This is a genomic window from Bifidobacterium sp. ESL0769, assembly GCF_029395495.1.
Lineage (GTDB): Bacteria > Actinomycetota > Actinomycetes > Actinomycetales > Bifidobacteriaceae > Bifidobacterium.
This window is the reverse complement of sequence record NZ_CP113918.1, coordinates 1,950,986-1,964,816: the sequence shown is the minus strand read 5'-3', so window position 1 is coordinate 1,964,816 and position 13,831 is coordinate 1,950,986. Positions and strand designations below refer to the sequence as shown.

3 protein-coding genes are annotated in these 13,831 nt (G+C 61.5%); all 3 read left to right on the top strand.

Translation table 11 applies throughout. The features are described from left to right. The first annotated feature begins 8 nt into the window (after positions 1-8). The 3 genes from OZX72_RS07705 (at position 9) to OZX72_RS07695 (ending at position 13,162) form a co-directional block, all read left to right on the top strand. On the top strand, positions 9-1,988 hold the full coding sequence (locus tag OZX72_RS07705; RefSeq protein ID WP_277158119.1) for a biotin carboxylase N-terminal domain-containing protein: 1,980 nt from the start codon (positions 9-11) through the stop codon (positions 1,986-1,988). After that, complete coding sequence (locus tag OZX72_RS07700; protein WP_277158118.1) at positions 1,988-3,595, top strand: acyl-CoA carboxylase subunit beta; 1,608 nt, start codon at positions 1,988-1,990, stop codon at positions 3,593-3,595. Before OZX72_RS07705 ends, OZX72_RS07700 begins: the two co-directional genes overlap by 1 nt. Positions 3,596-3,739: 144 nt before the next feature. After that, positions 3,740-13,162, top strand: coding sequence for a type I polyketide synthase (locus OZX72_RS07695; RefSeq protein ID WP_277158117.1), 9,423 nt, complete (start codon positions 3,740-3,742; stop codon positions 13,160-13,162). The last annotated feature ends 669 nt before the right edge of the window (positions 13,163-13,831 follow it).

Below are 13,831 nucleotides of genomic sequence, written 5' to 3'. Positions count from 1 at the left end.
TGGAACTTATGGTCAAAAATGTCAATAAACTGCTGGTGGCGAACCGCGGCGAAATCGCGTTGAGGGTCATTCGCACGGCCCACGAAATGGGGATTGAAACCGTAGCGATCTACGCCGAGCAGGATAGAGATGCACAATATGTAGAGATGGCCGACGAAGCCTATCTGCTGCATGGAGATTCCTACCGTTCCTATATGGACGAGGACTTGATTATCGACGTGCTGCACCGTAGCGGCGCGGATGCGGTTCATCCGGGGTACGGTTACCTTTCCGAAATCGCTTCGTTCGCCGACAAGGTGATTAAAGCCGGCGCGACGTGGATTGGCCCGAGCCCGACGGCGTTGACCGATCTCGGTGACAAGATCACCGCCCGCCGTGTGGCCAAGCGTGCTCACGTGCCACCGGTGCCCGGACTTTCCGAGCCGGTCAGCAACATGCGCGAGCTGCTGACGTTTGCCCAGATTAACGGCTATCCGGTGATGATGAAGCGCACCGACGGCGGGGGCGGTAAAGGCATTACGCTCGTGCACAACGACGACGAGCTGCGCAGCTTCTATATGAACCATGACGCTCTGGAAGGCGGCGACCTCAACGAGTACTTCGTCGAGCTGTTCATCGATAAGGCCCGTCACGTCGAGACGCAGTCAGGCCGCGACAGCCACGGTAATTTCACTGTCTATTCCACGCGTGACTGCACCGTGCAGCGTCGCAACCAGAAGCTTATCGAGGAGGCCCCGGCTCCGTTCCTGACTGACGATGAGAAGGAACAGCTCGAGCGTTACTCCCGCAGCCTGTTCAGCGCCGTCGATTACGTCGGCCTTGGCACCTGCGAATTCATGGTCACCCAGCAGCACAAGGTCTACTTCCTCGAGGTCAACCCGCGCTTGCAGGTCGAGCACACCGTCTCCGAGCAGGTCTCTGGTCTCGACTTGGTGCGCGAGCAGATCAATATCGCCAACGGCGAGGAGCTGACCCAGGCTCCCGAAAGCCACGGCCACGCCTTTGAACTGCGCATCACCAGCGAGGACCCGGACAAGAACCTCACCCCGTCCGGTGGCACCTTGACCCGGTTGGATTGGCCCAGTGGCCCCGGCATCCGCATCGATTCCGGTGTGAAGGTCGGCGACGTGGTCTCCCCGAAGTTCGATTCGATGATGGGCAAGCTCGTCGTCACCGCGCAGGACCGGCCCACCGCCGTCGCCCGCGTGCGCCGTGCGTTGAAGGAATTCAGGCTGGAAGGCGTACCTACGCCGAAGTCGCTCTTTGAAACGATTTTCAACGACCCGGAATTCACCGCCGAGGATCATCCCTTCTCCGTTTACACCAAGTGGCTTGAGCGCAAGTACCTGAACCGCAAGCCGAACACCGCCGACAGCGGCCAGCCCGCTTCGCTTTCGGGAGGCGAGGAGAAGCCGAAGAAGCAGGAGACCGATTCCTTCGTCATCGAGGTTGACAACAAGCGTGTCAAGCTTACCGTTCCGCGTGATATCGTCGACAACCTCACCGGTTCGGCCCGCGCCCGTGGAACCCGGCGTCCAACCCAGCCGCTGCGTGGTTCCTCCTCGGGTGCCGTCGAAGAGCGTGCGAAGGTCAACGACGGCAAGTCCGGCGTCATCGATTCCCCAATGCAGGCCATCGTCACCCGCGTCAACGTGGCCGAAGGCCAGAGCGTCAACAAGGGCGACCTGCTGGCCGTGCTCGAGAGCATGAAAATGGAGAACTACGTCTACGCGCCTGTCAACGGCACCGTGCAGAAGATTTTCGTTGGCCCATCCGATTCCGTCGACGCCGGCACCACATTGATGAAGATTGACGTGGACGGAGCTGCGAGCCGTGAGAAGTCCGGTGCGAACGATGTTTCGGATACTACGGATAACGCTGGTAACGATAGTAATAAGGTAACCGATACCGCTTCTGCCGCGGATTCCGCCGCAAGTGCCGCGCCTGCAACACCAGTCGCTGACACCGAGAAGGAAGGCGAGCGCTGATGACCGACATCATGACCACCACGGCCGTCGAAAAGGCCATGTCCAGCGATAAGCCCCTCGACCAGCAGCCCATCCGCGCTTCCGTCGCCCGTGCTGCCGAACTGGCTCGTGACGCCGAAAACCACGCTCACGCCCGCCAAAGCGCCAAGGGCAAATTCACCGCCCGCGAGCGCCTCGACCTGCTCTTCGACACCGGCACCTTCCAGGAGATCGGCCGCTTCTCCGGCGGCAACATCAACAAGGGGGTCGCCGGCTCCGCGGTCATCACCGGTTTCGGCGATGTCTACGGCCGCAAGGTCGCTGTCTACGCGCAGGACTTCTCCGTGCGCGGCGGCACGCTCGGCCACGCCGAAGGCGAGAAGATTTGCCACCTGATGGATATGGCTCTTGACCTGAAGATTCCGGTCGTCGCGCTGATCGATTCCGGCGGCGCACGCATTCAGGAAGGTGTGGAAGCGTTGACCCAATACGGCCATATCTTCCGCAAGACCTGCGAGGCCAGCGGCTTTATACCGCAGCTTTCGCTGATTCTCGGCCCTTGCGCGGGCGGCGCAGTCTATTGCCCGGCGCTCACCGATCTGATCATCATGACCCGTCAGAATTCCAACATGTTCGTCACCGGCCCCGACGTAGTCAAGTCGGTCACCGGCGAGACGATTTCCATGGAGGATCTTGGCGGCGGCAAGGTGCACAACACCGTCTCCGGCGTAGCCCACTACCTCGGTGAAGACGAAGCCGACGCCATTGATTACGCGCGTACGGTACTCGCTTACCTGCCTTCCAGCTCAGATGACAAACCGCCGGTCTACGCTTACGCGGCCACCCGCTCCGACCGTTCCACGGCCGAGCGTCTGGGCACCATCGTTCCCGACAACGACCGTCAGCCCTATGACATCAACGAGGTCATCCGCTGCATCGTCGACTACGGCGAATTCGTGCAGGTGCAGGAGCTTTACGCCAAGTGCGCCGTGGTCGGTTTCGCCTGCATCGAAGGCCATCCGGTCGGTATTGTCGCCAACCAGCCCAATGAGCAGGCCGGCATTCTTGACGTCGATTCCAGCGAGAAGATCGCCCGGTTCGTCCGTCTTTGCGACGCGTTCAACTTGCCTGTGGTCACCTTGGTTGACACCCCCGGCTACAAGCCCGGCAGCGACCAGGAACACGCGGGCATCATCCGTCGCGGCGCCAAGGTCATTTACGCCTATGCCAACGCGCAGGTGCCGATGGTCTCGGTCGTGCTGCGCAAGGCCTTCGGAGGCGCCTACATCGTCATGGGTTCCAAGGCGATCGGCGCGGATGTCAATTACGCCTGGCCTTCCAGCCAGATTGCGGTTTTGGGTGCGGCCGGTGCCGTCAATATCATCCATCGCAAGGACCTGCACAAGGCCAAGGAACGCGGGCAGGACGTCGAAGCGTTGCGCCAGCAATATATCGACCAGTATGAAAGCGAGACCCTGAACGCGAACCTTTCGTTGGAAACCGGCCAGATCGACGCGATGATCGACCCCGAGCAAACGCGCGAGGCCATCGCCGAATCCCTGCGCCTGCTACGTGGCAAGAAACGCGTCCGTCGAACCAACAAACACCATGGAAACCAACCCATGTAACGTTTGAACCAAAAGAGCGATTCCGCAGCGGGGCAGGTAAGATTGTCTCCAGTTGCCTCGCACGAGATTTGCTTGACAATAGTAATTTTAGATTTTTTGTAATAACCGTATCCATGAGAATTTCAACCAAATATAAGGAAGATAATGACTGAAAACACCTTCTTCTTGAACCGCCTCAGCACCGAGCCTCACGCGCTCGTTTTCGGCGGCCAGTCCACGCCGTGGGTCAGCTCGCTTGCGGACGAATGCACCGACCCGACGCTCGCGGAAAAGCTCAAGGCTCACGCCGACGCTTCGTCACGCTTGCTTTCGGCGGTCACTCCGGATCTCCTGGCCACGATGGGAGGCACGGTCGATCTCTTCGGCTTTACGGCCAATCCGGCCAAGCTCGGCCCCGCAGCCGATGCGGCGGCGAGTGTTCCGGGCATCGCTTTGGCGCAGTTGGGCGCGCTTATCGACGCGGAAGGCCTTGGCTATAGCGTTGCCGCGGCCAAGCCGGTCGCTGTCCTCGGTCATTCCCAGGGCATCATTGCCGAGCATATGGTCGACGCCATCGAAGCCGCTGGCTCGATTGATGCGGCCAGCGACGCCATCGACGAGATTCTCGCTATCGCGCGTCTGATTGGTGCCGCCGGCACCCGCCAGTCCCGTCTGCTTCCTGTTTCCACGAAATTCGGCGAGGCCACCCCGATGCTTTCCGTGCGTGGTGCTACCAAGCGTCAGATCGAGGTTTTGGTCGATCGCGTGGTCAAGCCGCGCGGCCCGATTGCGTTTGCCGTTACCAACGCCACCGATAATTACGTTCTTTCCGGTCATCCCGAGGATCTTGCGGCCTTTGCCGTCGAGGTCGGCAAGGAGCACCGTCGTCAGGCCAAGCTGCGCGCCGACAAGGTTCGCGGCGGCGAGGTCTTCGACCCGATCCTCGAATATCTCGAGGTCACCGTTCCCTTCCATTCCCCGCTGATGGCCGAGGCCGTCGAATCCACCGTCAAATGGGCGCAGGCTTGCGGCTTGGACGCCGAGCGCGCCCGCACGCTGGCCAGCGAAGTGCTGGTCAATCACGTTGATTGGGCCGCGCGTACCGACGCGTTGCTCAAGAGCAACGATCCCACCAAGCTGTGGATCGTGGACATGGGCCCGGGCAACACCGTCGGCAAGCTCGTCAGCGCTCTGGTGCAGGGCACCGGCGTCGGCGTGGTCGAGGCCGACAGCGAAGAAGCTCGCGCCGCGCTTTCCACTATGGAAGAAGACCCCACCCGTACGCAGGATTGGCGCAAGTTCGCTCCGAAGGTGATTTCCACCCCCGCAGGCGACAAGATCCGCACCAAGTTCAGCGATCTGACCGGCAAGCCGCCGGTGCTTCTGGCTGGTATGACTCCGACCACCGTTAACGCGGACATTGTTTCCGCTGCTGCGAACGCCGGTTACTGGACCGAAATGGCCGGTGGTGGCCAGGTGACCCCGGCCGTCTTCGATCGCAACGTTGCAGCTCTTGACAAGCAGCTCGAAGAGGGCCGCACCATCGAGTTCAACGCGATGTTCATGGATCGTTATCTGTGGAACATGCAGTTCGGCCCCGCCGGCATCGTCGCCAAGAAGCGCGCTTCCGGCACCCCGATCGACGGCGTGGTGATTTCCGCGGGCATCCCCGAACTTGACGAGGCCAAGCAGCTTGTCGCCAACCTCAATGAACAAGGTTTCCCCTACGTTGCCTTCAAGCCCGGCACCGTCGACCAGATTCGTCAGGTCGTGCGCATCGCCAAGGCCGTCGCCCCGGTCTCCATCATCATGGAGGTCGAAGGCGGAGCTGCTGGTGGCCACCATTCCTGGGAATCCCTTGATGTCCTTCTGATGGACACCTATGCCGACGTGCGTGCCTGCAGCAACCTCGTGCTGGTCGCCGGCGGCGGCATCGGCACTCCCGACCGCGCTGCCGACTACATTTCCGGCCAGTGGTCCCGCGTCTATGGCAAGCCTGATATGCCCGTTGACGGCGTCCTGATTGGGACCGCCGCAATGACGGCCAAGGAGGCCCACACCAACCCCGACGTCAAGCGCATGCTGGTCGCGACCCCCGGCATTTCGCCGAAGCCCGACGATTCCGACCCGTTCGCGCCTCTGGGGGAGAACTGGGTTCCGGCCGGACAGGTCGCCAAGGGCGGCGTCGCCAGTGGCCTGAGCCATCTGCATGCCGACATCTACGAGCTCGAAAACGCCTCCGCCCGTTGTGGCCGCCTGCTTGTGCGAGTCATGAAGCACCCGGAGGAGCTGGAAAGCCGTCGTAATGAAATCATCGAGGCTTTGAACAAGACCTCGCGCCCGTACTTCGGCGACCTCGACAAGATGACCTACGTCCAGTGGGTGCAGCGCTTCGCCGAGCTCACCTATCCGTGGGCCGACCCGACCTATGCCGACCGCTTCCTGCACCTCTTGCAGCGCGCCGAAGCCCGCGTCTGCGATCAGGAATCCGGCGAGTTCGCCTCCCTGTTCACTTCGCGCGCCGATGTCGAAAACGACCCGCAGGCCGCCATCGACAAGCTGCAGCGCGCCTATCCGCGTGCCGCCGAGGTCACCGTGACCCCGACCGACGTGGCCTGGTTCCCGACGCTGATCCATGAGTATCACAAGCCGATGCCCTTCGTGCCGCAGATCGACAACGACCTGCTGCGCTGGTGGGGTCAGGACCAGCTTTGGCAGTCCGAGGATCCGCGTTATTCCGCCGATTCCGTGCGTGCCATCCCTGGCCCGATTTCCGTGGCCGGCATCACCACCATCGACGAGCCCGTCGGTTCCATCCTTGGCCGCTTCGAAGCCGCCGCGCTTGAGCGCACCCGTGAGATCAATGGGGGAGTGGAACCGCAGCCAGCCTATGCCGAGCTCGATGCCGCCAGCACCGCTGAGGACTTCATCCGCAAGTCCCCGAACATCTCTTGGGTCGGCCACCTGATGACCAACCCCGCTTTCGGCACGCCGAACGGCGATAAGTATTACGAAATCCGTGAGGTGGGCCAAGAGAACGGCACCCAGATGTTCGATCTCGATATCCACCTCGACACTTTCTGGGACAACGATCCGGACGGCGGGCTTTCCAAGCACGCGGTGCGCGACATCGTCATCCCGCTGAACGTCCGTCCCTCTGAAACCGGGCTTTTCCCGGTGGTTGACCGTGAGCGTCTTCCCAAGCACGTCTACGCGATGCTCGCCGACACCGCCGGCATCGGCAACACCGCCATCACCGGTGACAAGCTCACGGCGATGCCCGAAATCGAAGAGATGAGCGATAAGGTCGCCTTCCCCTACGGCCAGGCACACACCAGCTACACCCTTTCCGCCAACCTCGGTTATGACCATGAAGCAGCCACCGCCGGCAATATGCCAGGCTCCCTGAACGCCTCGCGCATCGCTCCTGACGCCTTGGTCGGCCCGGCTTGGCCTGCGATTTATACGGCGCTTGGCTCGGTTTACGTCCATGGCTATCCGGTTATCGAAGGCCTGTTGAACGCGGTGCACCTCGATCATCAGATGGAACTCGAGGTCACCGAGGATGAGCTTCTGGCCCACACCGGCGAGAAGATTGACCTGGCCAGCTGGGCCGATGCTTACGCCGAGTCCGCTTCTGGCCGCATCGTCACGATTCACGTCACCCACACTGCCATCGACGGCACCGTTCTGGCCCACGAGGTCGAGCGTTTCGCCGTTCGCGGCCGTTCCTATTCCGACGAGCTGCCGGTCGATGTGCCCGATTACGGCGATTACCTGAGCTATCGTGAAGCTCGTACCGGCGCGGGTACGCCGTTCGACAAGGACGAAGACAAGGGCCTTGACCCGGTAGTGGCCACCCCGCGTCGCATGCTGCGTCGCGTCACGTTGACCGCCCCCAGTGAAATGACCGCGTTCGCCCGTACTTCCGGCGATTTCAACCCGATCCACACCTCGCATCGTGGGGCCGCGGTCTCGGGCCTGAAGGCCCCGCTGGTGCACGGCATGTGGCTCTCCGCCGCCGCCCAGCACGTAGTGCAGGCGCGTGACGACAAGGGTGCGCATTATGAGATTGTCGGCTGGACCTACAACATGTATGGCATGGTGCAGCTGGGCGACAAGGTCGAGATCAGTGTCGAGCGCATCGGCAAGCTGCGTCACGGCGGCATGACTCTCGAGGTCACCTGCCGTATCGATGGCAACATCGTCTCCCGTGGCACCGCGGCCGTCCGCGCCCCGCGTTCCGCCTACGTCTACCCGGGCCAGGGCATCCAGCAGCAGGGCATGGTCCTCGACGAGCGCGCCAAGTCGGCAGCCGCCCGCGAGACCTGGGAGCGGGCCGATAAGCTCACCCGCGAAAAGCTCGGCTTCTCGATTCTCGCCATTGTTCGCGATAATCCTAAGACCTTGACCGCCAACGGCGTGACCTACCATCACCCCGACGGTCTGCTGAACCTGACCCAGTTCACCCAGGTGGCGCTCGCCACCGTCGCTTATGCCCAGACCTCCCGCTTGCGCGAGGCTGGAAGCGACATCTGGCCCGCCTACTTCGCCGGCCACTCGCTGGGTGAGTACAACGCGTTGAGTTCCTTCGCCGGCATCATCCCCTTCGAGACGGTGCTTGAGCTGGTCTTCCAGCGCGGTTCCGCGATGAACAGCCTCATCGAGCGTGATGAACAGGGCCGTTCCAACTACCGCATGGCCGCCCTGCGCCCGAACCAGTTCGGCGTGGGCGACGACGGCGTGGACGACTATGTCAAGTCGGTGAGCGAGGCGAGTGGCGAGTTCCTGCAGATCGTCAACTACAACCTCTCCGGCCAGCAGTATGTCATCGCCGGAACGATCAAGGGCCTCGAGGCTCTGAAGGCTGATTCCGCACGCCGTGTCAAGGAATACGGCGGCAAGCCCGCACTCATGTATGTGCCCGGCATTGACGTGCCGTTCCACTCCATGCTGCTGCGCAAGGGTGTGCCCGACTTCCGTAACAAGCTCGACACGCTGCTTCCTCCACATATCGACTACCAGCGCTTGGTTGGCCGTTACATCCCGAATTTGGTTGCGTCCCCGTTCGAGATGACCAAGGAATTCGCGCGTAAGATTGTCGCTGTCGTGCCGTCCACTCGCGTCCAGGAAGCGCTCGATAACCCCGAGATTTGGGATTCGTACGCCGCCGACGAGCAGAAGCTTGGTCGCTTGCTCTTCACGGAGCTTCTGGCCTGGCAGTTCGCCTCCCCGGTTCGTTGGATTGAGACACAGGCCATCATGTTCGGTGACCCGGCTCAGGGTGGCCTCGGCGTTGAGAACTACGTCGAAGTCGGCCTCGGCAACCAGCCGACGCTCGCCAACCTGGCCACCAAGACTTTGCGTTTGCCTGATTTCTCAGGCAGCGAGGTTGCGGTCTACAACCTCGGTCGCGACGAGCAGCGCGTCTATATGACCGATTCGGATTCGTTGGTTCTTGACGACGATGATGACACCGAAGAAGCTTCGGCGTCGGCTCAGCCTGCAGCTGCAGCTTCGGCTCCGGTAGCGCAAGCCGCCGTTCCCGCTGCAGCTTCGGCTCCTGCCGCAGCCCCCGCAGCTCCTGCTGCTCCGGTTGCCGCTTCCGGTGAACGCCCGGCTGACCTGCCTTTCAAGGCTTCCGACGGTATCGCGATGCTTCTGGCGTACGCGGCCAAGGTGCGTCCCGACCAAATCGGCGAAAGCGACACCACCGACACCCTGACCAACGGTGTCTCCTCGCGCCGTAACCAGCTGCTGATGGACATCAGCTCCGAGCTTGGTGTGGCATCGGTCGACGGTGCCGCCGAGGCGTCGATCACCGATCTCTACGCCTTGGTCAACAAGGTGGCCCCGAACTACAAGCCGTTCGGCCCGGTGCTTTCCGACATCGTGCGCGACCGCATCCGTGGCCTCTTTGGCGCTTCCGGCGTCAAGCAGGCTCAGGTCGTCAAGCGCGTCACCGACACTTGGCAGCTGGGCCAGGGTTGGGCTGATTACGTGCTCGGCACGCTGGTCCTCGAAACCCGTGAAGGCAGCTCCTCGCGCGGTGAGGATCTCGCAAGCCTCAGCACCGCCCAGGTCTCCAACGCCAACGATGCCAATGCGCTTATCGACGCGGCCGTACAGAAGGTCGCCGCCGATCACGGCGTTGCCGTGGCGCTTCCGAGCGCCGGTGGTGCCGGAGGTTCGGTGGTTGATTCCGCTGCGCTCGATGCTTTTGCGGAAAAGGTCACCGGTGCTGACGGTGTGCTTGCCAAGACCGCACGTTTCGTGCTCGATGAGCTCGACATCAAGGCTCCCGTAGTCGCACAAGACGAGGACGAGGATGCCGCCGTAGTCGAGGCCGTTGAAGCCGAGCTCGGCAGTGATTGGGTCGATCAGGTCGCCCCTCGCTTCGACGGGCACAAGGCCCTCCTGCTTGATGACCGTTGGGCCACCGCGCGTGAGGATCTCGCCCGTCTCTATTACAACCACGATCAGAAGGTCTCCGCGCTGAGCTTCATCGGTGCAGGCCATGAGGTCGCCGATCAGGCCACTTGGTTCGCTTCCAAGGCCGCCACCGACGGCAATAGCATTCTGGCCTCCACCTTCAACCGCATCGCGGTCGAGGCTCGTAGCAATGCCAAGAATGACCCGAAGGCATCCCGCTTTGCCGGCGATGTCGCCGTGGTCACCGGCGTGGCTCCGAACTCCATCGCAGGCCAGGTCGTCGAAGGCCTGTTGGCTGGGGGAGCCACGGTTATCGCCACCTCTCACAGCTTCAAGCAGTCCGTGAAAGCTTGGGCCGAGCAGGTCTACCGCGAGCACGCGGTCGGTGACGCCAAGCTCTGGCTGGTTCCGGCCAACCTCTCCAGCTATCGCGACGTCGATGCGCTAGTCAAGTGGGTCGGCGGCGTAAGCAAGAAGACCACCGGCGCCACCACCACGATCCTGAAGCCGGCCTACGAGCCCAGTCTCTTCTTCCCGTTCGCGGCACCTCCGGTGCACGGTACCATGTCCGACTCCGGTCAGCTCTTCGAGTCGCAGGCACGTCTGATGCTCTGGGGCGTCGAGCGTGCCATCACCGGCTTCGCAGCCATCGGCGGCGACACCGACGTGCAGCACAAGCTCCACGTCGTCCTGCCCGGTTCCCCGAACCGCGGCGTCTTCGGCGGCGACGGCGCGTACGGCGAGGTCAAGGCCTCGTTCGATGCCATCGTCACCCGTGCCCACGCGGAGAAAGATTGGTCCGGCAGGGTCACCTTCGCCCACCCGCTGATCGGTTGGGTGCGTGGCACCGGTCTGATGGGCGGCAACGACCCGCTGGTCGACGTCGTCGAACGCCACGGCATCCGCACCTATTCCACCGAAGAGATCGCGCGTCAGCTTCTTAATCTGGCCGACGCCGATGCCCGCAAGCAGGCCGAAAAGGCCCCGCTTCGCGCCGATCTGACTGGTGGCTTGGGCAACGAGCCCATCGATATCTCCGCGCTTCGTGCCGAAGCCGAGGCCGACAAGGCCAATTCGGCCGCGGCAAACGCAGACGAAGATGCACAAGCTGATAGCGACAAGAGCAAGGATGGAAAGGCGACGCTCATCAAGGCGCTGCCGACCCCGAATCCGCCGCGTCAGGCCGAGGTCAACCTCGCCGACTGGCGCAACGTCACCGTCAAGCCCGAGGATGAAATCGTCATCGTCTCCATCGGTGAGTTGGGTCCGTGGGGCTCTGGCCGCACCCGCAGCGAGGCCGAGCTCGGGATCCACCCCGACGGCAGCGTCGACCTCTCCGCAGGAGCGGTGCTCGAGCTGGCTTGGAACATGGGTCTGGTCACTTGGCAGGATAGCCCGAACGCCGGCTGGTACGACACCGATGGCAACCTCGTGCCTGAAGCGGACATCGCCGAGCGTTATCACGACGAGGTCGTGGCCCGTTCTGGCCTGCGTCCCTTCGACAACGGCATGGGCAGCGGCGACTATCAGGAAGGAACCGCCAGCGGTGAGGTGGAGATCTACCTCGACCATGAGGTCACCTTCGGCGTGCCGACCGAAGAGATCGCCCAGCAGTACGTCATCATGGACGCCGAGCACACCCAGATCGTGCAGGACGAAGAATCCGGCGAGTGGAGTGTCACCCGCCAGCCCGGTTCGATGATTCGCGTGCCCAAGCGTTTCGCGATGACCCGCACCGTCGGTGGCCAGTTCCCGAAGGGCTTCGACCCGGTCAAGTGGGGCATCCCCGCTTCCATGGTCGGTGAGGTCGACGAGATTGCGCTCTGGAATATCGTCACCACCGTTGACGCTTACCTCTCTGCCGGCTTCAGCCCCTCAGAGGTCTTGCAGACGATTCATCCCTCGATGGTCGCTTCCACGCAAGGCACCGGTTTCGGCGGTATGGCCAGCATGCGCAAGCTCTATCTCGATCGCTTCCTCGGCCACGAGATTCCGACCGACATTCTGCAGGAGGCCCTGCCGAACGTCGTCGCTGCGCACGTCATGCAGTCCTATATCGGCGGCTACGGCAACATGGTTCAGCCGGTTTCGGCCTGCGCCACCGCTGCGGTTTCGCTGGAAGAGGGCGTGGACAAGATTGCCCTGCACAAGGCGGACTTCGTGGTCACCGGTGCGATCGATGACATCGGCGTGGATTCGGTGATCGGCTTCGGCAACATGGGTGCCACCGCCGACGCGAACGTGATGTATGGCAAGGGTATCTCCGACCGCTTCTTCTCCCGTTCCAACGACCGTCGCCGCGACGGCTTCGTGGAATCCGAGGGCGGCGGCACGATGCTCGTCACCCGTGGCGACATCGCGTTGAAGATGGGTCTGCCGGTCGCGGCCGTGGTTGGTTACGTCCACAGCTTCGCTGACGGTGCACATACCTCGATTCCGGCTCCAGGCTTGGGTGCGCTCGCTGCGGCTCAGGGTGGCAAGGATTCTCAGCTGGTTCGCCAGTTGGCACGTCTTGGTGTTGCCCCCGACGACATCGCCGTGGTCTCTAAGCACGACACGTCCACCAACGCCAACGATTCCAACGAATCCGAGCTACACAATTCCATCCAGCACGCCATCGGCCGCAACGATGGAAACCCGCTGTTCGTCATCTCGCAGAAGTCTCTGACCGGTCACGCGATGGGCGGCGCCGCAATCTTCCAGATTGATGGCGTCACGCAGCTCTTCAAGTCCGGCGTCATCCCGGCCAACGCGGCTCTCGACTGCGTCGACCCGAAGATGCGCAAGGACGACCACATGGTCTGGCTCAGGCAGCCGCTCAACATCGGCTCCGTCAAGGCCGGCCTGGTTACCTCGCTCGGTTTTGGCCATGTCTCTGGCTTCGTCGCTCTCGTCAATCCAGGTGCCTTCGAGGCTTCGGTGGCCAACGAGTACGGCCAGGATGCGCTCGACAAGTGGCGTAAGCGTGCCAACGAGCGTCTGGCCCGTGGCGAGCGTCGCCGCTTGATGGGCATGATGGGCGAGGCCCCGCTCTACGAGGAGATCGACAACCGTCGCTTCCACGAAGACACGAAGATTTACGATTCCCACGAGGTCGAAAAGGCGATGCTCCTCAACCCGGACGCACGCCTCGGCTCCGACGGCTACTTCGCGTAACCGATAACTCAAACAAACAAGAGATTCCGTCGCCCTTGTTAAACGAATGGTGACGAAAAGCCCGCCGCTGGTATGCAATCCAGTGGCGGGCTTCTTGCTGTTATGACCGGTATTGGTTATTGAAGACAAGGGCATGATGATGAGAACGGTGACAATTTGGTGGCGTTGAACCATGAGCTGGTTATAGAAGTTGCGAGGGTTGTTCTGAGAAAAGCAAAACCTCAAAGTGAGCAAGACAGCTATGAGCAGTTTGCAGAATTATCGATACGCAAGCTGCTGCTGACGAAAGTGTCGAGATGTATGCCAGATTTGGTTATGCTGTGAGAAAAATTAGCTGATTTGATTTTTGTGTCGAAGGTTTTTACAATTTTATTATGTTACCTTTTGTTAGTTATAATCGCATTATTAAGAAAGGACAGGGGTTCCGGAACTCTTACTCCGACAAGGGTTGTAAGACGAGATATTAAATTTCGGCCTATTTTGTTGTCCTGAGATGGTCGATTTTGTTACTTTTGGTGCTGGGAAAATCGTCGAAAACCGCGTTTTTATAGAAACGTTTGTAGTAATGCATTGTTATACTAATAATTATTACTTGGGAATATTTTCGAGCTGTGTTGTAATAGCGATGGATGAGGTTCGCCGGTTGGAATGGGAACGGCGGATGGCATA

Coding starts and splice junctions, on each gene's coding strand:
- OZX72_RS07695 (WP_277158117.1), top strand. CDS start 3,740: ATGACTGAAAACACCTTCTTCTTGAACCGCCTCAGCACCGAGCCTCAC.
- OZX72_RS07705 (WP_277158119.1), top strand. CDS start 9: ATGGTCAAAAATGTCAATAAACTGCTGGTGGCGAACCGCGGCGAAATC.
- OZX72_RS07700 (WP_277158118.1), top strand. CDS start 1,988: ATGACCGACATCATGACCACCACGGCCGTCGAAAAGGCCATGTCCAGC.